Below are 20,192 nucleotides of genomic sequence, written 5' to 3'. Positions count from 1 at the left end.
CGACCGCGGAAATCCCATGAATCGACCAGCTTGCGCAACCAACGTCGGACTTGCCGCACATCCACCGCCGCCACAGTCGAGGCTCCGGCGGTCTCTGCAGTCGAATAGCGCGGGTCTATGGATACCCCTAGGGGTATAATTCAGTGGGACGGCTCGGAAGCGATGACCGCAGCCGAAATCGACAAAATGTTCCAGGCCATCGCCTGACCGAAAATCGCAGGTATAGAACATGATTGGATGAATTCGAATGGCGAAACTACCTCGACACCAGGGCTGGTCCATCCCGCGACTCGTACCGTTGCTTGCGGGCACTTTCGTGCTGATCAGCACGCTACTGGCCGCGGTGGTCTCGCCTTGGTGGCTGATATTCACCGGGTTCATCGGTGCGAACCTGCTGCTCTACGGCGCTGTGGGATGGTGCCCGTCGACGCTGCTGCTACGGCGACTCGGCGTTCCCGACGGCTCGACGTTCCGAGCCCGTCCCACCGCGCCGTCGGCGTGAACCGATGGAGGCCATGATGGGTTGATGAGGCGACGCGATGATGGGTTGGGGTCGGCAGAGGCGGACGCAGCGCTCGCGGCTGATTCGGTGATGCCGGTTGCCGCTGCTGCACCCGCGGCACGAGAGATCCGGGTGCTGGCATTGAACACGTGGCACAGCGGCAGCAAGATCGCCAGTGGTATTCAGCTGATCGCCGATCTCGTCATCTCGACGCAGGCCTCGATTGTGCTGCTCTCGGAGGCAACCGAAGCGACCACGGCCGTCGCGGCCGAACTGGCGCGGCGGGGGCGCGAGTTCAACGCGGTGCCCTCGCATGACACGGGAATTCTGTCGGTGTTTCCGGTCCAGCACAGCGCCGATCTGCAATGGATGGTCAAGGCGCGGTTGGATATCGACGGAAAGCGCCTCACCGTTTACTCCGCGCATCTCGAGTACCGCTGGTATGCCTCCAACCTGCCCCGAGGGTACGGACCAGGGGCCCCGGCGCCGGGCGAGTTCGCCGAATACGAGTGGAACAAGCTGCCGGGTGGCCCGGTGACCGACCCTGCCGCAATCCAGCGCATCAACACGGCCTCGGGTCGCCCCGCGGTCATCAGCAACTTTCTCGCCGATGCGAAAGCCGAGATCGCCGTTGGGGCTTCGGTCATCATCGGTGGCGACCTGAACGAGCCGTCCCTGCTGGATTGGACGTCTGCCACAGCGAACTCGTTCGACCACAACGGTGTGGTGTCGGCGTGGGAGACCACTCGACGCCTGCATCAAGCTGGTTTCATCGATGCCTACCGATCGATGTACCCGGATCCGGCCACCCATCCCGGACTCACCTGGCCCTCGGACAACGTCGATGTGGATGTCTCCGAGCTCGCCTGGGCTCCTGAGGCCGACGAACGCGACCGCGTCGACTACATCTTCGCCCGTGGTGCCGCGCTGCGCCTGTCCGGCGTCGGCATCATCGGCCCGCGCGCGTCCATTGTGCGCGGTACCCGATTGCCGGAATCAACCCAGGACAATTTTCTCGCCTCGCCAGCGCAGTGGGGCAGCGACCACAAGGGCATCCTCGCGACATACCAACTCAGCGACTGACAGAGAGGATGGGGCGCGCCTCCGCCCGGGGCTGACCCACTGACCGGAGAATGGCGGCCTGGACGACGTCTTCCACGGTCTGGTCGGATCAGCAGCAATCGCGCCTCCGGCTGTAGGCATGGTTGCGTACGTCAGGTCTCGAGCGAGTGTGCGGGCGCGGCGAGATTGTCGGGTCGACATTGCAGTGTGCCGGATCAGGCACCGATACATTCCCGAATCCGGTGCTCAGAGACTTATTCTGCCCATGTGACAGACCAACTGGCGCGCCCAGCGCGACCATTCCGGCGGCGGACGGTGCTGTTGGCCGTCGGTGCGGTGCTGGCCGCGGGGGGAGCCGCCACCCGACCGTTCAGTTGGTCGGCAACCGTGCTGGTGGTGGCGGCGACGGTTGTGGTTTTGGTACTGGCTTTCCGGGCGGGGTCCGAGCAGATTCCACGCACCGCCCGGCTGCGGCGCGGAGTGGCCGTCTGGTCGATGCTGCTGGTCTGGGCGTCGGCATGGGAGGTCTATGCCTTTGTGCGGCAACCGGATCGGACCCGGCCGAGCGAGGTACACCCGACCTTGTCGACGCTGCTGGATCCGGCACTCGAGCACGGGCCGCTGCGGTTCGCCGGATGGCTGGTGTGGCTGGGTTTCGGCTGGTGGCTGGTGTCGAGATGAGCGAGCGAGTGATCGTCATCATCGGGTTCGTGCTGGTGCTAATGGTCACGCTCGGCGTGGTCGTGGTCACGCATGTGCGCCGGGATCTGATTGCGCCCGTAGGGGAAACGATCGCGTATCTCACGCGCACTCGGGTGGCGAGGATTGCCGCTGTGCTCATATGGGCATGGGTCGGCTGGCACTTTCTCGCGCGGTAGCGGCAACCGTGACGATGCTGGCGCAGGTGAAACCCGCCGATACGTCCGGTCTCGGATTCCACCGCATCGAATGGCAGGATGTCGGACCCGTCGTCGCTGATCGGGCATACGACCGGGACCTCGATGCCGCGCCATGGGGGCGGCACAGGGACCGTCGACAGTCGCGGGCGGGGCGGCGAATCAGTCGGATGACGCTGGGTTGACGTATTCCAGTTTCGGTAGGGTCGCGTCGGGGTCCGCATGTCGCGCGGGACCCGGAGAAGGGATACCCAACCATGCCACTGATCGGCCGAGATACCGAGCTGAAAGACCTGGGCGCGCTCGTGGACGGCCCCGGCGATCGGAGCGGAATTGTGATCGAAGGGGAACCGGGTATCGGTAAGTCGGCGCTCGTCGACGAGACGGTGGCGGCCGCGGCCGTCGCGGGATTGCGGGTGCTGCGGACCGCGGGGGTCGAAGCCGAACAGAACCTCGCCTACGCCGGACTGCATCGGCTGCTGTATCCCCTCCGCCGCGGGATGGACGCCCTGCCCGTGCGCCAATCGGACGCGCTGGCGACCGCTTTGGGCGTTTCGGACACCATCGGCGATCCGAGTCCGTACCTCGTGGGGCTCGGCGCACTCACATTGCTGACCGATGTGGCGGCCGAGCAGCCGCTGCTGATCGTCGCCGAAGATGTGCACTGGCTCGATGCCGCCAGCGCCGATGTGCTCGCCTTCCTCGCCCGCCGCATCGACACCGAACCCGTGGCTGTACTTGCCACCCTTCGAGACGGCGACACGCCGCTCTACGATGCGGGACTGACCGCCATGAGAATCGGTCCGCTGTCCGACGACGACGCGACGGCGCTGCTCGACAACACGGCACCGGAACTGTCCGCGCCGATCCGCCGCCGCGTACTCGCCGAGGCCCAGGGGAATCCGCTCGCACTGACCGAACTGCCCACGGCCGTCACGGATCGCACCGAACTCGCCACTGCGCTGCCGTTGACCGAACGCCTCGAACGCGCGTTCTCCGCGCGGTGCGCCGCGTTGCCCGCGCGGAGCCGTGACGCGTTGCTGGTCGTGGCGCTCAACGACAGCGACTCGCTCGCTGAAACACTCACTGCCACAGGCATTCTGCTGGGCTGCACCGTCGAGCCCGAGATCCTCACGCCCGCGATGCAGGCACGGTTGATCGGAATCGGTTCCGGCACTGTGACCTTCCGGCATCCGCTGGTGCGGTCGGCGCTCGTCGCCACAGCGACGATCGAGCAGCGCCACCGCACCCACCGCGCGCTGGCCGAGATACTCGGCGGGCTGCCGGATCGCCAGGTATGGCATCGTGCGAAGGGCGCATCGGTCCCCGACGAACAGGTCGCCATCGAACTCGAGGACGCCGCCGAACGGGCGCGGCACCGCGGGGGCGCGGTCGCGGCGCTGGAGCAGGCCGCGGCGCTCAGCGACAGTTCGGTGCGGCGTGCGGACCGGCTGCTACGGGCGGCCGAACTGGCCGTCGACTCCGGCCGCCGCGACACCGCCGAACGACTGGTGCACACCGCGCGCACGCTATCCCTGACACCGCGACAGGAGAGCACCGCGCACTGGCTGCTCAGCGGATTCGACGACGGAATACGTGAAAACCCGTCGCGCATAGGCGAACTGGCCGACCTGGCGGCATCCGTCGCCGTCGACGGGCACACCGATGCCGCGATGCGGATCCTGTGGGGCGCGGCCATGCGGTGCTTCTGGTCCGAACCCGGACCCGACACCCGCCGCGCGCTGCTCGCCGTCGCCGACGCACTCCCCATCCCCGGCAGCGACCCCCGCCTGGTCGCGGTCGACGCATACGTGGCTCCCTTCGAACGCGGCGACCGCGTCCTCGGCCACCTGCACGCCTTGGCCTCGACCACCGGACGCGATCCGGAAGTGGACCGGTTCCTGGGCAGCGCAGCACTCCAAGTGGGCGCCTTCGACCTCGCCGCCCACTTCTCCAACGCCGCCGCACCCGGACTGCGCGCCGCTGGGCGGCTGGGGCTGCTGCCCCGCGCACTCACGGTCCACGCCTGGAGCCTGGCCCGGCTCGGTGATCTCGCCACCGCGACACCCATTGCGGCCGAGGCCGCGGCCTTCGCGCGCGAGACCGGCCAGCCGTTCATGCACGGACTGGCCACCGCCGTGCAAGCCGAAATCGCCGCGCTCCGCGGGGATTACCCGCACGCCATCGCGCTCACGGCGGAGGCCGAGCGGATCGGGCTGGCCTCCGGTGCGCGCCCCGTGCTGGCCACCGTCCAGCTCGCGCGCGGGCTCACCGCGCTCGGCGAAGGCCGGTTCGACGACGCCTTCGCCGATCTGAGCCGGATCCACGATCCGCGTGATCCGTCCCATTCACCGGCGCTGTGCGCGTATTTCCTCACCGAACTCGCCGAGGCCGCGGTGCGCGCCGGACAGGTCGACGCCCTGCGGGAACTGCTGCACGGACTGGAATCGGCGGCGGCGTCCACACCGTCACCCGCCCTGCACATCGGAATGCGGTACACGCAGGCCGTACTCGCCACCGACGCGGCCGAGGAGCGGTTCGCCGCCGCGCTGGCGGCCGACCTCACCGGCTGGCCGGCCGAACGTGGCCGGCTGCACCTGGCTTACGGTGAATGGCTACGGCGACAGCGCCGGGTTGTCGAATCCCGGACCCATTTGCGCACGGCCAGAGAGACTTTCGACGCCCTAGGCTTTGTGGCCTGGAGCGAACGGGCACGCCTGGAACTGCGCAGTGCGGGCGAATCGAGCCCGGACCGCAGCCCGGACGCCCGGGAACGGCTCACCCCGCACGAGCTGAGCATCGCGCACCTGGCGGCGCAGGGACTGACCAATCGAGAGATCGGGCAACGGCTCTACCTGTCGCATCGGACCGTCAGCACCCATCTGCATCGCATCTTCCCGAAGCTCGGGATCAGTTCGCGCAGCGATCTGGCGGCACTGCTGCCGCTCGGTGACGCGAGCCGGTAATACCGGCAGTCGCACGGTCTACCGACACCGATCGGTGGCGGTTGAGCTCGACGCCGGATGAGTCACAATACGACGTCTACGAACAACAACTAGCCACCGGACCCGCCATCACCATCGGTAGCGATTTCGACGGCGCGGCCAAGGATGGAAAACCCTACCGCGCCAAATTCACCGGCCCATACGAACACCGCACCCTCGACGGCATCGGCCACAACGTCCCGCAGGAGGCCCCGCGCCCGTTCGCCCAGGCGATCAACCCTTTTCGCCGGGAAGTGCTAGTTGCTGTAGACCCGACTCGGTTCGATGAGGACCGCGGCGCGACGCTCCGCCGCCATCACGCGGTCGTATTCGTCCCAGTCGTCGTGCTTACCGCCGGCAGCGGTGAACACATTGCGCAGCAGCAGGCGCAGCCCTTCGGCGTCGATCCATGGCTGCGGATCGTCGGGACCGACGATGTGGGCCCGGCCCTCGACCGTTGCCCATGCCCAGCCTTGCCTGAAGGTGGTGGTCACCTGTGGTCGGACACGTAGATTGGCAAGTTTCACCTTGCCGTAGGTAACGAAGCCCAGGACCGGCTGGCCCGACAGGGGATGGGCCAGCAGTCCGACATTGACCAGGGTGGAGTGGATGGTGTCGTCGGGCCGGAGGGTGGAGACGACGGCGAGCCCGTTCTCATCACGAGCCAGCTCAGCCGCCTGTGCCAGTGTGGTCATCACATCTCCCATGGTTGTGTGCCCAGCCGATCGTCGCATGCTTCCTGTGCCTTTTTAGAACAATGCTCCGGCCGCTCCTATTCGATCCTGACCATCGGAGCATCGCGAACACCGCTCATGGCTGGTCCGGCCGCTGCTGCCGGCGCGAACTGATCGAGACCGCTCTAGGACATCGGCGGCCTACAGCCGCACGTCTCCCCGAGATCGAGCTGGACATCGATGGCCATGGGGCTCGCGTCGGCAGCGATGTCCGTAGTCAGCGCTGCGTTGAGGGCCGCGCGAGCGATTGTGTCGATGGGCTGCTGCACCGTGGTGGGGACCAGCTGGCCGTAGGTATTGGTGCGGTCGCCGTCGAAGCCGACGACCGAAATGTCCTGGGGGATACGCGCTGTCGTGTCGGTGATGGCCCGCAGCGCCGCAGCGGCCTGGCCGTAGCTGGCCACGACCAATCGGCTAGCGGGTCGGGTTCATTTCGATCACGTCGATCACCCACATCAGCATCCGATTCTGGGCAGGGTGACTACCGCGAGTGGCGGCGGCGCATGGTCATTACGCCGGTGACCCATCCGACCGCGAACATTATCAGCAGGATCAGCCACAGCGGTGAGCGAATTGTGATCAAAAGGAATTCGATGGAGACCTTGTTACGGTTCTCGGCGACGAAGATGACCGCCATGACCGTGACTGCGAGGGCAACCCATTGCGTTGGTGAGATACGGGACAGTATCGAACGACTCTCAGTGCTGTTCATACGACCAAGGTATGACGCTGGTCGCAAGGGCAGATGCGCATTTGGGTCCGCCGCCCAGTCGGTCGGGTCGACCTGATAGCGCAGCCATCCGTAGCGCGGTTGGTGTCGGGTGCCGACGGCGGATCCGCCAGTTGAGTGGCGGATCCGCCGAGGCGAAGCTAGGACCCGGTGGGCGGCTCGCCGACGGTGACGTTGGTGTCGATGACGCCGAATACCTCTCCCTGTGGCGCCTTCAGCACCCCCATGCGGCCGAAGGGGCTGTCCTGGGGACCCATCATGACCGTGGCGCCGAGTTCGGTGGCGCGTTTGATGGCTGCGTCTACATCGTCGTACTGGAACCAGGTGAGCCAGTAGCTCATACCCTCGCCGGGCTCCTTACTGGAATCCATCAGACCGCCGACGCTGTCGGTGCCGCCCGGCGTGGTGAAGGTGGAGTAGATGAACTGGTCCCCGTCGCCGATCTCGGCGTAGCTCCAGCCGTACACCTTGCGGTAGAAGTCCTGTGCGGCCTGGTAGCCGCGGGTGTGCAGTTCGTTCCAGCAGTACGTGCCGTGTTCGTTGTAGACGCCAGCGCCGGTATGCGCCTTTGCTTCCCACACACCGAATACGCCACCCGCGGGATCGGCGGCGACGAACATCCGCCCGACGTCCATGACATCGAACGGCGGCATGAACACCTGCCCACCCGCCGTGGTGACCTTACCGGCGATATCGTCGGCACTGTCCGCGGCAAAGTAGGTGGTCCACGCCGACGGCATCGGCATACCCTCGGGTTTCGGGCCGATACCCGCAGCGGGCTTGCCGTTGCGCAGCGCCATCAGATAGCCGCCCGCTTCGGCTGGGCTGTCCTGGATCTCCCAGCCGAAGAGATTGGCGTAGAACTCGCGGGCCTTGTCGGTGTCGTCGACCTGACAGTCGACCCAACACGGTGTGCCCTGTGGCCAAGCGGAGTCACGAGTGGGCATGGTTTTGTCTCCTTAATCGAGGGCGGATCCGCCGCGTCGAATCTAGGCGGGCGGCCTTGCACTGTTTCGAAAAAAGGGGATCGAGCCGGTTAAGAGTTTGCCCCGATTGCCGCCGCCGCACAGCCGGTTGGCGCAGGAATTCATCGGCGAGTCACCCGGAAGGCCAAAGATTGTCGCGGTTTCTGTGACCTCGGCGGTCACCGTACGCGGTCGCGCGCGTCCTGCCACAGGCCGTGGACGGCCACCAGTGGCTTTGCCGCCATCCACTCACCGAACCGGTACTCCGCTCCCCGCACCACACGCGAGGCCAGCTCCGGGGACTGCTGGGCGAGGTATCGCCGCCCTTTCGCGGCGTGGAGGGGCAGCGAGACGATCTTGATTCGATCGAAGTCTTTCAGCTGTGGGATTGCGAAACCGATATTTTCCCACGTGGTCCGGCTCTGGTCTTCAAGGACGAGCTCGCCGCGGTACCCACAGATCTCCGTGGCGTAGTGGGCCATCAGGGCGGCCTCGGTGTGCGGGCCCGCGCATGCGCCTCCGCAGAGTACGAGACGAGTGCTGAGCGCGTTCGGGTCGATGGACCGCAGACCGGCCCGCACACGCCACCGGTTCATGAGATTCGCGCGGGTGCCCGCATTGCGATAGCCGAGAACCACAACGGCCTCGGAGCCGCCCGTGGCCGCTCCGACGAGCCTGCGGGAAGCGCGCCAGTTCTCCCACTCGCCCCACAGCAGCACGAGCACGAGACCGATAGCCGAAAGCCGAGTTCGTTTCCGCACGTGGCTCTCAATCGTGGGGCGGTCGAATCCGGATGAACGCGAAGACGCGATCGATGATTTCGGGAAGCGGTGGGCCATCGGCACTATCGGCCCACTGCGATAGCGCGACCTCGAAGCATCCCAAGGCAGCGCTGACCATTGCGCGTGCCTCGAGGTCGGCGGTCCCGTCGTGAGTCTCGAGACGGCGGGCAACTTCCGGGGAGAGCGCCGCGGACCAGGCGAGGTGCTTTTCGAGATTCTTCGCCCGCAATTCGCCGGTATGGGTGATCACGCGCATGATGCGTTTCCAGCTGGCGGCGTCCTCCTCCATCCAGGTGGCGCCCTCGCGGAAGGTCGCGTGCAGGGCCGACCAGATATCGGCGTCGCCAAGCTTGGCGACGAATGCTGTACGGACCTCCTCGGCGGTGGGTATTCGGCTTCCGAAGACGACGTCTTCCTTGCTGGGGAAGTAGCGGAAGAAACTGCGCGTGGAGATTTCGGCGGCCGCTGCGATGTCGTTGACCGTGACCTGGTCATACCCGCGCTCGTCGAACAGCTCGATCGCCGTTTCGGCCAGGGATTCCTTCAATGCCTCGCGCGCGCGGGCGCGCAAACCGCTGATGTCCGCTACTGCCATGGTGAAAGCATACAATGCCAAATGTGACGTAAACTGCCAAATATGTCGCTATATGACAACCCTGTCATACAGTGACAATCAAGTATCGAAGGGTGAACGCGCAAGGAGGCGGAGCAAACATGACAAAGGTTCTTTTCGTGGTCTCGGCGGCAGATCGCTGGACGCTGAACGACGGCACCGTCCACCCCTCCGGGTATTGGGCGGAGGAGTTGGCGGTTCCGCATCGGATCTTCAGCGAGGTCGGATGGGACATCACGATCGCCACACCGGGCGGCAAGCCGCCCACTCTCGATGAGCTGAGTCTGGGTTTCGCCGGTGGGATGCCGAAGAAACGACGGGCGATCAAGAACTACCTGGACAGCATCGGCGCCGTGCTGAGCGCTCCGCGACCTTTGGATGAGGTCGATGTCGACGAGTTCGATGTGGTGTTCTATCCCGGCGGTCACGGTCCGATGGAAGACCTTGCCTACGACGAGGTTTCGGGTGAGCTGCTGAGGCATCGGCTCGCCTCGGGCAAGCCGCTGGCCCTACTGTGCCACGCACCGGCGGCGATCCTGGCTGCGACGAATCCGGATGGCAGTTCGGCGTTTTCGGGCTACCGGATGACCGGGTTGTCGAACCGGGAAGAGCGATTGAACTGGTTTGCCCGAAAGGCGCCCTGGCTATTGGAGGACAAACTGAAGGAGGCCGGAGTCGACTACCGGAAGGGCATGCCCCTGCGGCCGTTCGTGGTGACCGACCGCAATCTCTACACCGGCCAGAACCCGCAGTCCTCGGAAAAGCTTGCGCACCTGCTGGTTTCGGAGCTGCGTGGGTGAGCCGCGCGACCCGGGTCGCCTGCTGTCGCGGCAGCGAATCAGGGCTGCGGCAGTGCCGCTACCGCGCTGGAGGCGCCGAGTGTCGCGTACACCGCCGCGCGGACCCGATCGGCGACGACCTGTGGGGAGGAAGTGTCGTACTTGCCGTCGAGGTGTAGGAAGGCAAGACCGTGGACAAGTGCCCACACCGCGGTGGCCATCGCTTCTGGGTCGGCAGCGGGAAAAGCCTGCTGCACAATGGATTTGACGTACTCGGCGATCGCGGCCGTGGCGGCCACCCGTTCGGGGCTGCTCGGATCGCAGGGGTCGGCGAACATCACCCGGAACAGCCCGGGTCGCTCGAGTGCGAACTGGACGTAGGCGACCGCGATCGCGGCGAGGTCCTCGGCCTTCGTCGGCGAGGGATGTGCCGCGGCCAGATGCGCGGCGAGTTCGCGATATCCGACGGCGGCCACCGCGGACAGCAGGGCGTTGCGGTCGGCGAAATGCCGGTACGGCGCGGCGGTGGACACACCAGCGCGCCGGGCCGCGGCGCGCAGGGACAACTCGGTCGCCCCGCTTTCCTCGAGCAATTCCACGGCCGCGCGCACCAGCGCGGACGGTAGATCGCCGTGGTGATACGACGCGGTCGATGTTGACATGCCTCCAACCTAACAAGAGTTGACACCGCTTACATCTCCCCTTAATGTTAGCGCTGCACACATAATGTGAGCACTGTGAACATTGGAGAACGAGAGGTGCCCATGTCGAGCGGCTCGACGTCAAGCAGGTTGTTCTCGCCGCTTCAGCTGCGGTCCGGCCAGGTGTTGCGCAACCGGATCGCGAAAGCGGCGATGGAGGAAGGGATGGCGGGTCGGGCGCAGCTGCCCGATGCGCGTCTGATTGCGTTGTATCGGCGATGGGGCGCTGGCGGTGCTGGCCTGCTGATCACGGGAAACGTGATGGTGCATGCAGAGGCGCTGACCGGTCCCGGCGGCATCGTTCTCGATGCCGACGCACCGCTCGAACCGTTCACGGCGTGGGCGCAGGCCGGTAAGGCCGCCGGTGCGGCGATGTGGATGCAGATCAGCCATCCCGGCCGCCAGGTGCAGGCGGCGATGCCCGGGGTCGTGTGGGGGCCTTCGGATGTCGCGGTCGATATGGGCCGTCACTCCAAGCGGTTCGGCCGCCCGGTCGCGATGACGCCCGCGCAGATCGGTGCCACCATTACCCGCTTCGCCACCGCGGCGCTGCGCGCCGAACAGGCCGGATTCGACGGGGTGGAGGTCCATGGAGCGCACGGGTATCTGCTGTCGCAGTTCCTGTCACCGCTGGTCAATACCCGCACCGACGAATGGGGCGGATCCCTGGAGAACCGGGCCCGGCTATTGCTCGAGGTGGTGCGCGCCATTCGTGCGGTGGTGTCGCCGAGCTTCGCGGTCGCGGTGAAACTGAACTCTGCGGACTTCCAGCGCGGCGGCTTCGACGCCGACGACGCCCAGCAGGTGATCGCGATGCTCGCGCCGCTGGGGGTCGACCTGGTCGAGTTGTCCGGCGGCAGTTACGAAAGCCCCGCGATGGCGGGCCGCCCCACCGACGGCCGTACCGCTGCCCGGGAGGCCTATTTCCTGGAGCTGGCCTCGGAGTTGGCCCGCACCAGCCCGCTGCCGTTGATGCTGACCGGTGGCATCACCCGCCAGGAAACCGCTGAGCAGGTGCTGGCCAACAATGTCGCGGTGATCGGCATGGGCACCGCGTTGGCGCTCACACCGGATCTGCCCAACAGGTGGCGGGAGAACCTGGCGGCGAGCGCCGCGTTGAAGCCGGTGACCTGGTCGGATAAGGCTGCGGCTGCGATGGCCGGTATGGCGATGGTCCGGTATCAGATGCGTCGGTTGGCGCGCGGACGCAACCCGGCGCCCGGTGTCGGCCCCGCATTCGCGCTCGTGTCCGACCAGATCGTGCAGCGGCGCGCGCTCCGTGGCTACCGCGCGTGGCTGGCCACGAGGAAGCCGCAGTACGCCACGACGCCGGCCGCGGCCGAGCTGTGAGTCCAGCCATTTCCGAGTCTTCCCGCCCCCCCACTCCCAGGAGGAGCCATGTCCCGCAGCACGGTCGCGCCCGACGCCAGCGATGTATCCACCGACACCAGCACTCCCCACAACCATGTCGCGATCATCGGCACCGGTTTCGGTGGCATCGCGACCGCGGTGCGGCTGCGCCGCGCCGGATGCACCGACTTCGTCATGCTCGAGCGTGCCGACGAAGTCGGCGGGGTATGGCGTGACAACGACTATCCCGGTGCCGCGGTGGATATCCAGAGCAACCTCTACTCGTTCTCCTTCGCACCGAACCCGAACTGGCACAACACCTACGCCAAGCAACCCGAGCTGTTCGCGTACCTCAAAAACGTCACCGACGCCCAGGGGCTGCGTGCGCATGTGATGCTCGACTGCACGGTGGAACGGCTTACGTGGGATCCGGTCGCGCAGCGGTGGCAGCTCGACACCGCCCGCGGACCGCGCACCGCCACCCACGTGGTCCTGGCCACCGGTGCGCTCGCCGATCCAGTCATCCCCGCGATTCCGGGTCTGGACCGTTTCGCCGGTGTCAGCTTCCACTCCGCGCGCTGGAATCACGACCACGACCTGACCGGCAAACGTGTCGCGGTCATCGGCACCGGACCCTCGGCGGTGCAGTTCGTCCCGGCGATCCAGCCCGACGTCGCGCACCTGACCGTCTTCCAGCGCACCCCGGCGTGGGTGGTACCCCGCCACGACCACCAGATCAGCGGGTTCAGCCGCCTGCTGTACCGCACGGTGCCCGTTGTACAGCAGCTGGAACGGTTGAGCCTGTATCTGCGGCGCGAGTGGCAGGTGGTCGGCTTCCGCAATCCGGCGCTGATGAAACTGCCCGAACGCGGCGCCCGCCGCCACCTCGAGGCACAGGTCCATGACCCCGAGCTGCGGGCAAAACTGTTGCCGGACTTCCGCTTCGGCTGTAAGCGGATCCTGATCTCCGACGACTATCTGCGCGCACTGGACGAACCCAACGTATCGCTGGTGACCGACGGCATCCGCTCGATCACCAAGCGGGGGCTCATCGACAACACCGGTACCGAGCACCGGGTGGACGCCATCATCTTCGGCACCGGCTTCCGAACCTCGCGCCTGCCGCTGACCGACCGCACCTACGGCCCCGACGGCCGCACCATGGCCGAGGTGTGGGGCACCAGCCCGACCGCGTATCTGGGCACGTCGGTGGCCGGATTCCCCAATATCTATCTCATCCACGGCCCCAACATCGGATTGGGGCACAACTCGGTGATCCACATGTTCGAATCCCAGGCCAATTACATCGCCGACGCGGTCAGCTACGCCCGCGACCACGACCTGGCCGCTGTCGAACCCACCGCCGCCGCGCAGCATGCGTTCACCGAGGAGGTCGAGCGTCTCGGTGCGGGCACCGTGTGGACCGCGGGCGGCTGCACCAGCTGGTACCTCAACGACGACGGGCGCAACACCAACATCTGGCCGGGCTCCACAATCGACTTCCGCCGCCGCACAATGCATTTCGACCCCACTCAGCATCTGCTGCACCGTCGCGCACCCGTGGCGGTCACCGCATGAGCGCCGGGGCCATGATCGCGGGAAACCCCGCCGCGCCATCGATCATGCTGATCCACGGCCTCGGCGGCTCCTACCGAGTCTGGGACCGGGTCGTGCCCTTGCTCGAGGGGAGCGCGAATATCGTTGCGGTGCAGTTGGAATCGACCGAATCGATCGAGTTCGATGCGGACGATGTCGCGGCGTTGATCGACGCGCCGACGCTCATCGTCGGACACTCCCGCGGCGGTCTGGTCGCCACCGCGCTGGCCGAACGCCACCCCGATCTCGTATCGGAACTGATTCTGCTGTGCCCGCCGTGGTCACCGGCCAGCCGGTTGAGCGCGCGTCGACCGGTCGAGCGTGCCTTGGCGCTGCCGGTCATCGGCGATCTGATGTGGGCGCTGGCCTCGGACGAGCGGCAACGCGCCGCACAGGCCACCTCGTTCGCTCCCGACACCGCGGTGCCCGACCGGTTCGTCGCCGATCTGCGCTCCCGCGGGCGCCGCAACCTCATCCGCAGCACGCACGCCATCGACACCTATCTGGGCACCCGCACCCTCGCCGATCGTCTGCAGAACCTGCCGATGCGCATCGAGCTGGTCTTCGGTGCGCTCGACGCCCGTGTCGCCGCGCCCGCGGACGAGTTCGCGCTGCTGCACGACACGCACCCGACGATCCTTCCCGGCGTCGGGCACACCCCGCCGTGGGAAGCCCCGGACGCGGTCGCGGATCTGATCACCCGATCGCTGCGGTCCACGGCAGCCGCGCACTAGGGTGAATGCCGCGCCTACGAGGTCTCAACGGCGGGTCGTCGGCGGGAGGGGCGGATGTCGGACCAGAGTCGGCGGACGAGGGCCTTGCACTCGTCGAGGGTGCCGGGCTGGCCGACCGCTGTCCAGCCGGTGGGCGCGGGTCGGTGCGCGGGCCAGATCGCGTATTGGTCATCGTCATTGACCACGACTGTGCGCAGGGGCGGACCGGCGGTCGGTGCCGTGGGCGCCGCCGTGGCGTCGATGAGGCGACGTCTGTCGAGTTTGCCGTTGGCGGTGACGGACGCTTCGGTGCGCAGGACATAGATGTCGGGTCGAAGGTGGTCTACGACAGTGGATGCCATGTGGGCGCGGAGATCCGACTCCTCGGCGGTGGACCCGGTGCGCAGCGTCACATACGCGGCGAGGTACTTGCCGCGGCGGTCGTTGTGTTCGGCGGTCACGTAGGCGGCGAGGACGTCCGGGTGGTGCACCAGCGCCTGTTCGACTTCGGCCGGTTCGATTCGCCGGCCGCGGATCTTGAGTTGGTTGTCGATACGACCCAGGAATTCCATCCCGCCGTAACCGATCGCCCGCACCCGGTCCCCGGTTCGGTACAGCCGGTCGCCGGGGCGGGATGCGTGCGGGTCCGGCGTGAACCGCTCCGCGGTGAGGTCGGGTGCGCCGAGGTATCCACAGGCCAATCCTGCACCGGTGATGCACAATTCGCCCGGTTCGCCGTCGGAAACCGGGTTCAGATCCTCGTCGAGGATATAGGTGCGCACGCCGGTGATGTCATGACCGATGACAACGACCGGAGGCAGCGGATCGGCACTCGTCTGGACATGCGCGGTGACGAGGACGGTCGATTCGGTGGGACCGTAGCCCACGATTATCGAGGTGTCGGGAAGGTGTCGTGCGCTCAACCCGAGATGGGCGGGGAAGATGGCCTCGCCGCCGAGCAGCAGATCGCGCAGCGGACGCAACGCATCCGGTTGTTCCTCCAGGATCAGCCGGAACATGGTGGGCGTGAGAAAGGTCGCCGTCGCGCCGTGATCGCTGACCAGGCGGGCGAATTCGCCCACCGAAGGCGGTCCGGGCGGCGCGATCGCGAGCCTGCCGCCGTTGATCAAGGCACCCCAGGTCTCGAATATCGACGGATCGAAGGTGGGTGCGGTGTGCAGCAGGTAGCACTGTTCCGGCCCTACCTTCATGTAGTTCTGGGTGGTGACGACATTGACCACCGCACGGTGCGGAATGGCCACCGCCTTGGGTTTTCCGGTGGAGCCGGAGGTGAACATGATGCACGCGAAGTGATCCGGTCCGACGGAGTCGGGGAGCGGCTCGGCGGGATGGTCGACAAGGTCGTCGTACAGCAACGTGCGGACGGTGCCGGGCAGCCGGTCGCGGCCGGCGCCGTCGGTGATCACGACGGGCACCCCAGCGATCGCGATCTGTTCGGCGAGCGCCTTATCGGGTTGTGCGGGATCCAAGGTCAGGTAGGCGCCGCCTGCGGCCAGGACGGCCAAGTGTGCCGTGACCAGCCTTTCGCTACGCGGAAGGTGAACGCCGACAGGGACATCGGGGCCGACACCCTGACGACGCAGACCTGCCGCCATACGGCATGCGATGGTGACGAGTTCGGCGTAGCCGAAGCGTCGGTCGCCGAACTCCAGCGCCACCGAATCCGGTGTGCGAGTGGACCATTCGAGCACCCTGCGGTGCACCACGGTGTTGGAACTATCGCCGTACCTGCCGTCAGGGTGCATATGATCCGCCTGCCCTCCGCGGTGAGTCGAGTCCAATGATGTTATTACGCCAGCTATTTCACGAATCTTGCCAACTAGGGGAATAGCGGCGGCGCGAACATGCGACGCTCGGAGGATGGACAGTCTGTACCATCGGATCCGGCGCGGGATCGAGAACTTCGCCGACACCGTCGCCCTTGTCGACGACGGGCGCGCGCTGACGTATCGAGAGCTCGGCCATCGGGTCGATGCCATGGCAGATCGGTTGCGGCGCAATGGAGTCGAACCCGAGACCGTGACGGCCATCTGTGTCCGGCAGCCCGCGGTGGCGATCGTTGCGGTGTTGGCGGTGTGGACCGTCGGGGGCGCGTATCTGCCGCTGGACGCGGACTTTCCCGATGATACGTTGCGGCGGTGGATGGCCGGATCCGGTGCGCGCCTGGTACTTACCGAGCCCGAGCAGCAGGCACGACTGTCCGACCTGGACGGGGTCGACGTGATGATCGTCGACGCATCGGAACCATCTTTCCCGGGCGATGCGCCGTTCCATGGCCCACCCAATTCTCGGAACCTCGCGTACGTAATGTTCACCTCCGGCTCCACAGGTAGGCCGAAAGGTGTTGCCGTAGAACATCACAGCCTTGCCGCCTACCACACCGCCCTGGCGTCGTACGTCTCGCTCGGGCAACACCATGTGGTACTGCAGGTGGCGGCGTTCACCTTCGATCCGTGGCTGCGGGATGCGCTGATGCCGCTCGCCGTGGGGGCCAAGGTGGTGGTCACCTCGAAGTCGGTGCGTCGCAATCCGGACCAGCTCCTGGCCGCGGTGCGAGCGCACGGGGTTACCCACTTGTTGAGTGCCACACCGGCTTTGCTCACCGGTCTGATCACCTCGCCGATGTTCGCTGCCGAACCGCCTCGGCTGGAGACCACATTGGTCAGCGGTGAGAGCTTCCTGCCGCTGCGTGCGCACGCGGCGGCTCTGGTCCGATTCGGGCGCGTGGTCAATCATTTCGGGCTCACCGAGACCACCCTCATCGCCGCCCAGCACACGATCGCGTCAGCGGCGGTCGCCGCCGACGTGATCGGCAAGCCACTGCCGGGCGTCTCGGTGCACCTGCTCGACAGTGCGCTGCAGCCGGTCGACCGCGGCGAAGTGGGCGAAATCTATATCGGGGGAACAGGAGTGAGCAGGGGATATCTGGGAGCGGTCGGCCACACCGCCGCGCGGTTCATCGCCGATCCGTTCGGGTCGGCATCCAGTGCGGGTGGGGCGAGGCTGTATCGCACCGGGGATCTGGGACGTCTGCTCGTGGACGGGACGCTGGAGTACCTCGGTCGGCGCGATCGGCAGATCAACTTGCGCGGCCACCGTGTCGAGCCAGCGGAAGTCGAGTTGGCGCTGACCCGCCACCCGGCCGTCCGCGCCGCGGTCGTGATCGGTCATCGCCGCCCGACGCACGGGATCGTCCTGGTCGGCTACGTCGTCCGGGCGGAGAGCGCGGCAGGTGCGCCGCTCGACAGCGGCGGATTGCGGACGCACTTGGCGGCGCTGCTCCCGGCCCACATGATTCCGGCGGCGTACGTCTTCCTGGACCGGCTGCCCTTGGGGGCTACGGGCAAGGTGGACCGATCCGCCTTGCCGGAGCCCGTGTTCGGCGGGCGCCGGGTCGACACCGAGGACGGTGCGGTACCGGATTTCGCCCCGAGCACCGCGGTGCAGCGCGCGATTGCCGAGGTCTGGTCGGATGTGCTGAATGTGCGGGAGATCGGTCGCGACGACAACTTCTTCGATCTCGGCGGGCATTCGCTGCTGGCGGCGCGTATTGCGAACCGCCTGGCCGCCGAGCTGGGCCGTGACTTCACCACCGAGCGCATCCTGGGCAATCCCACTATCGCTCTGCTCGCCGCGAACCTGCCGGGACGGGCGGCCGCCGCGCGGCCGACGGATGAGCTGGTACGCCGGACCGGAACCCGGTATCCGCTGTCCGCGGTGCAGCGGGGGCTGTGGAATCTGGCGTCGAGGCAAGCGCAACCACCGGTGGTGGCGCGCGCATTCCGGCTGAACGTTCGACCGGACCGGGATCGGCTCGCCGGTGCGGTGGCTGCGTTGCTGCGCAGACATGCGGTGCTGCGCTGCGCGTTCGATGCGGCGCCGGGACAACCGCCGGGCCAGACCGTGCGGCACCGGGCGAGCGTTGCGGTCAAGACCGAGACAGCACCCGCCGACGAGATGGCCGCGGAACTCGCGCTGGCGTGTGCGACCGCCATGGACGTTACGCGCGGGCAGGTCATCGATGTGACCCTTTACGAACACCCGACCCGAGCGGCGTGCACGTTGCTCGTGCGCTGTCACCGTCTCGTCGCCGATGAGCCTTCGCTGGACATCCTGGTACGTGAGCTCGGCGAGCTGTACTCGGATGCGCGAAGCGCAGCGGGCCGCGCGGAGCCCACGGCCGACTATCCGGAGTTCGCCCGTGCGCAGGACCCGATAGCAGATGCGGGAAAAGCATTGCGGTACTGGCAGTCCCGGCTGGGCGAGATCGAGCCGCCCGCGGATGCGGCAGGCGCGGTGTCGTCGGCACGGCTGTCGCTGCCGGGGACCGTGGTTCGCCCGCTGCGGGCCGAGGCACGGTCACTGGGCATGGACCTGCCCGGCGTATTGCGCACCGCTTTCGCGACCGCGCTCGCGGCCGATGAACCCGATCGAGACCGGATTGCAGTGTGTACCAAGGTATTACGCCGCCCAGGGCCGGGGTGGGAGCCGGTGATAGGCCCCTTCACCCGATCCGAGCCCGCGGTGGTCGATATCGGCGCCGGGCGTTCGCTGCGGCAGCTGCTGCGGATGGAGACCGACCGGCTCGGCGACGCAGCCGCGTTCGTGGAGATCCCGGTCGAGCTTCTGTGCGGAGAGCTGGGTCTGTCCTCGTCGATGCTGACCAATTGCGTCCTCGTACATCCGGCTGCCGCCGAACCGCTGCTGCTCGACGGCGTCGAGGCGACCCCGGTCGAACTGCCGATCCTCGGCGCTCACACCATGCGGCTGCTGGAGGTGACCGAACAGGCGGGTGGTCTGACCGGCTGGGTGCATGTGCGCGGCCACGATTCGGAAGCGGCCGATCACATCGCGGCACGCGTGCGAGAGCTGCTGACCGAACTCGTCGAGGACAGGAACGCGCGATGACCGACAACCAGAAGAACGGTGCGCCGACCTTCGCGACGATCGGCATGGTCGGTGCGGGAAATATGGCACGTGCCTTGGCAACCGGGTGGGCAACTCCGATCCTGTGCACCGACAACGGCTCGGGACGCGCGGCTGAGCTGGCCGCGGACACCGGCGGTGTCGCCGTGGCCACCAATGCCGAACTCGCCGCCCGCGCGGACGTCATCGTGTTGTGCCACAAGCCGGGGCAGTTGGCCGCGGTGGGCCGGGAACTCGATGGGACGCGGGCGGTGGTGGTCTCGGTGCTATCCGGCGTGACATCCGCACAGCTGCACGCGGTGTACCGCCGGTCGCGGGCGGTGCGAGTAACGGTCAATCTCCCGGTCCGGGTCCGCGCGGGGATCGTATCGCTGCCGACCGGCCAGTGCGTGGCCGCGGAGGTGGAGTCCGCCGTAGCGGAACTGTTCGGCCGGGTGGGCGCGGTCGTCCGAATCCCGGAACATCAAGTGGATGCTTTGATTCCATTGGCCGGTGTCGGACCCGCGCTGGTCGCGTTGTTCGCGCAGGCCCAAGCGGATGCGGCCATCCACGCCGGACTCCCCGCGAATCTGGCGATTTCGCTGGCTACCGAGACACTGCGCGGCACGGCCGCTCTTTTGGCCGACTTCGAGCACGACACGCTCGCGCTGCGTCGCGCGGTGGCCTCGCCGGGCGGTCCGACCGAGCGGGCGCTGGCGGCGGCGCAAGCTCAGGGACTATCGGACGCGGTGCTCGCCGCTGCTCGGGCAGCATTGCCAGCACGCTGACCAACTCGATTGCGGCGCAATGCCTTTTGAGTTTTCCACTGCCGGGAACTCACACAGTGCAGCAGCGATTT

19 protein-coding genes and 1 pseudogene are annotated in these 20,192 nt (G+C 67.0%); 12 read left to right on the top strand and 8 right to left on the bottom strand.

Features of this window, described 5'->3' with window-relative positions; genetic code table 11:
* The first annotated feature begins 247 nt into the window (after positions 1-247).
* The 6 genes and pseudogenes from ACWEO2_RS04910 to ACWEO2_RS04885 all read left to right on the top strand — a co-directional run.
* Positions 248-502 carry a YgaP family membrane protein gene (locus ACWEO2_RS04910; protein WP_452404130.1) on the top strand — a complete coding sequence of 85 codons (255 nt, stop codon included), beginning with the start codon at positions 248-250 and terminating at the stop codon, positions 500-502.
* A 24-nt stretch (positions 503-526) separates the two neighbouring features.
* Complete coding sequence (locus ACWEO2_RS04905) at positions 527-1,585, top strand: endonuclease/exonuclease/phosphatase family protein (protein ID WP_452404129.1); 1,059 nt, start codon at positions 527-529, stop codon at positions 1,583-1,585.
* A 246-nt stretch (positions 1,586-1,831) separates the two neighbouring features.
* The gene (locus tag ACWEO2_RS04900) at positions 1,832-2,245 is read left to right on the top strand and encodes a hypothetical protein (protein ID WP_452404128.1); all 414 of its coding nucleotides are present in this window, start codon (positions 1,832-1,834) and stop codon (positions 2,243-2,245) included.
* Positions 2,242-2,442, top strand: coding sequence for a DUF6186 family protein (locus ACWEO2_RS04895; protein ID WP_452404127.1), 201 nt, complete (start codon positions 2,242-2,244; stop codon positions 2,440-2,442). The genes ACWEO2_RS04900 and ACWEO2_RS04895 overlap by 4 nt, the downstream gene beginning before the upstream one ends.
* 275 nt (positions 2,443-2,717) lie before the next feature.
* A complete protein-coding gene (locus ACWEO2_RS04890) occupies positions 2,718-5,426 on the top strand; it encodes an ATP-binding protein (RefSeq protein ID WP_452404126.1) in 2,709 nt (902 codons plus the stop codon).
* A gap of 32 nt (positions 5,427-5,458) precedes the next feature.
* A pseudogene (locus ACWEO2_RS04885) lies at positions 5,459-5,680 on the top strand (alpha/beta hydrolase); the annotation flags it as partial.
* 21 nt (positions 5,681-5,701) lie between these two features.
* On the opposite strand, the gene ACWEO2_RS04880 reads toward ACWEO2_RS04885, so the two are convergent.
* The 6 genes from ACWEO2_RS04880 to ACWEO2_RS04855 all read right to left on the bottom strand — a co-directional run bounded on the left by ACWEO2_RS04880 (position 5,702) and on the right by ACWEO2_RS04855 (position 9,250).
* On the bottom strand, positions 5,702-6,139 hold the full coding sequence (locus ACWEO2_RS04880; RefSeq protein WP_354953218.1) for a TIGR03618 family F420-dependent PPOX class oxidoreductase: 438 nt from the start codon (positions 6,137-6,139) through the stop codon (positions 5,702-5,704).
* A gap of 164 nt (positions 6,140-6,303) precedes the next feature.
* Complete coding sequence (locus tag ACWEO2_RS04875) at positions 6,304-6,582, bottom strand: substrate-binding domain-containing protein (RefSeq protein WP_452404125.1); 279 nt, start codon at positions 6,580-6,582, stop codon at positions 6,304-6,306.
* Positions 6,583-6,659: 77 nt separating this feature from the next.
* Positions 6,660-6,890 carry a hypothetical protein gene (locus tag ACWEO2_RS04870; RefSeq protein ID WP_452404124.1) on the bottom strand — a complete coding sequence of 77 codons (231 nt, stop codon included), beginning with the start codon at positions 6,888-6,890 and terminating at the stop codon, positions 6,660-6,662.
* A 158-nt stretch (positions 6,891-7,048) separates the two neighbouring features.
* Positions 7,049-7,855 (bottom strand): VOC family protein, encoded by an 807-nt coding sequence (locus tag ACWEO2_RS04865; RefSeq protein WP_452404123.1) that lies wholly within the window; start codon positions 7,853-7,855, stop codon positions 7,049-7,051.
* A 197-nt stretch (positions 7,856-8,052) separates the two neighbouring features.
* Positions 8,053-8,634 (bottom strand): YdcF family protein, encoded by a 582-nt coding sequence (locus tag ACWEO2_RS04860; protein ID WP_452404122.1) that lies wholly within the window; start codon positions 8,632-8,634, stop codon positions 8,053-8,055.
* Between the two features lie 7 nt (positions 8,635-8,641).
* Positions 8,642-9,250 (bottom strand): TetR family transcriptional regulator, encoded by a 609-nt coding sequence (locus ACWEO2_RS04855; protein ID WP_452404121.1) that lies wholly within the window; start codon positions 9,248-9,250, stop codon positions 8,642-8,644.
* Positions 9,251-9,369: 119 nt separating this feature from the next.
* Here ACWEO2_RS04855 and ACWEO2_RS04850 point away from each other — a divergent pair, with 119 nt between their 5' ends.
* Entirely contained in the window at positions 9,370-10,068 is a 699-nt protein-coding gene (locus ACWEO2_RS04850) for a type 1 glutamine amidotransferase domain-containing protein (RefSeq protein WP_452404120.1), read from the top strand.
* Between the two features lie 38 nt (positions 10,069-10,106).
* Here ACWEO2_RS04850 and ACWEO2_RS04845 read toward each other — a convergent pair whose 3' ends face one another.
* Positions 10,107-10,709, bottom strand: coding sequence for a TetR/AcrR family transcriptional regulator (locus ACWEO2_RS04845; protein ID WP_452404119.1), 603 nt, complete (start codon positions 10,707-10,709; stop codon positions 10,107-10,109).
* Between the two features lie 102 nt (positions 10,710-10,811).
* Here ACWEO2_RS04845 and ACWEO2_RS04840 point away from each other — a divergent pair, with 102 nt between their 5' ends.
* The 3 genes from ACWEO2_RS04840 to ACWEO2_RS04830 are packed head-to-tail and all read left to right on the top strand — an operon-like array spanning position 10,812 to position 14,428.
* Positions 10,812-12,098, top strand: coding sequence for an NADH:flavin oxidoreductase/NADH oxidase family protein (locus ACWEO2_RS04840; RefSeq protein ID WP_452404165.1), 1,287 nt, complete (start codon positions 10,812-10,814; stop codon positions 12,096-12,098).
* A 48-nt stretch (positions 12,099-12,146) separates the two neighbouring features.
* On the top strand, positions 12,147-13,676 hold the full coding sequence (locus tag ACWEO2_RS04835; RefSeq protein ID WP_452404118.1) for a flavin-containing monooxygenase: 1,530 nt from the start codon (positions 12,147-12,149) through the stop codon (positions 13,674-13,676).
* Entirely contained in the window at positions 13,673-14,428 is a 756-nt protein-coding gene (locus ACWEO2_RS04830) for an alpha/beta fold hydrolase (protein WP_452404117.1), read from the top strand. The genes ACWEO2_RS04835 and ACWEO2_RS04830 overlap by 4 nt, the downstream gene beginning before the upstream one ends.
* Positions 14,429-14,442: 14 nt before the next feature.
* On the opposite strand, the gene ACWEO2_RS04825 is transcribed toward ACWEO2_RS04830, so the two are convergent.
* A complete protein-coding gene (locus ACWEO2_RS04825; RefSeq protein ID WP_452404116.1) occupies positions 14,443-16,173 on the bottom strand; it encodes an amino acid adenylation domain-containing protein in 1,731 nt (576 codons plus the stop codon).
* A gap of 115 nt (positions 16,174-16,288) precedes the next feature.
* Between ACWEO2_RS04825 and ACWEO2_RS04820 the strand changes: the two genes are divergently transcribed.
* Positions 16,289-19,336 carry an amino acid adenylation domain-containing protein gene (locus tag ACWEO2_RS04820; RefSeq protein WP_452404115.1) on the top strand — a complete coding sequence of 1,016 codons (3,048 nt, stop codon included), beginning with the start codon at positions 16,289-16,291 and terminating at the stop codon, positions 19,334-19,336.
* Positions 19,333-20,121, top strand: a complete 789-nt coding sequence (locus tag ACWEO2_RS04815; protein WP_452404114.1) for a pyrroline-5-carboxylate reductase family protein — start codon at positions 19,333-19,335, stop codon at positions 20,119-20,121. The genes ACWEO2_RS04820 and ACWEO2_RS04815 overlap by 4 nt, the downstream gene beginning before the upstream one ends.
* The last annotated feature ends 71 nt before the right edge of the window (positions 20,122-20,192 follow it).

This window comes from Nocardia sp. NPDC004278, from assembly GCF_053602975.1.
This window is presented reverse-complemented; position numbering and strand designations above follow the sequence as displayed.

Coding starts and splice junctions, on each gene's coding strand:
- ACWEO2_RS04910 (WP_452404130.1), top strand. CDS start 248: ATGGCGAAACTACCTCGACACCAGGGCTGGTCCATCCCGCGACTCGTA.
- ACWEO2_RS04905 (WP_452404129.1), top strand. CDS start 527: ATGAGGCGACGCGATGATGGGTTGGGGTCGGCAGAGGCGGACGCAGCG.
- ACWEO2_RS04895 (WP_452404127.1), top strand. CDS start 2,242: ATGAGCGAGCGAGTGATCGTCATCATCGGGTTCGTGCTGGTGCTAATG.
- ACWEO2_RS04890 (WP_452404126.1), top strand. CDS start 2,718: ATGCCACTGATCGGCCGAGATACCGAGCTGAAAGACCTGGGCGCGCTC.
- ACWEO2_RS04880 (WP_354953218.1), bottom strand. CDS start 6,139: ATGACCACACTGGCACAGGCGGCTGAGCTGGCTCGTGATGAGAACGGG.
- ACWEO2_RS04870 (WP_452404124.1), bottom strand. CDS start 6,890: ATGAACAGCACTGAGAGTCGTTCGATACTGTCCCGTATCTCACCAACG.
- ACWEO2_RS04865 (WP_452404123.1), bottom strand. CDS start 7,855: ATGCCCACTCGTGACTCCGCTTGGCCACAGGGCACACCGTGTTGGGTC.
- ACWEO2_RS04855 (WP_452404121.1), bottom strand. CDS start 9,250: ATGGCAGTAGCGGACATCAGCGGTTTGCGCGCCCGCGCGCGCGAGGCA.
- ACWEO2_RS04850 (WP_452404120.1), top strand. CDS start 9,370: ATGACAAAGGTTCTTTTCGTGGTCTCGGCGGCAGATCGCTGGACGCTG.
- ACWEO2_RS04845 (WP_452404119.1), bottom strand. CDS start 10,709: ATGTCAACATCGACCGCGTCGTATCACCACGGCGATCTACCGTCCGCG.
- ACWEO2_RS04840 (WP_452404165.1), top strand. CDS start 10,812: ATGTCGAGCGGCTCGACGTCAAGCAGGTTGTTCTCGCCGCTTCAGCTG.
- ACWEO2_RS04835 (WP_452404118.1), top strand. CDS start 12,147: ATGTCCCGCAGCACGGTCGCGCCCGACGCCAGCGATGTATCCACCGAC.
- ACWEO2_RS04830 (WP_452404117.1), top strand. CDS start 13,673: ATGAGCGCCGGGGCCATGATCGCGGGAAACCCCGCCGCGCCATCGATC.
- ACWEO2_RS04825 (WP_452404116.1), bottom strand. CDS start 16,173: ATGCACCCTGACGGCAGGTACGGCGATAGTTCCAACACCGTGGTGCAC.
- ACWEO2_RS04820 (WP_452404115.1), top strand. CDS start 16,289: ATGGACAGTCTGTACCATCGGATCCGGCGCGGGATCGAGAACTTCGCC.
- ACWEO2_RS04815 (WP_452404114.1), top strand. CDS start 19,333: ATGACCGACAACCAGAAGAACGGTGCGCCGACCTTCGCGACGATCGGC.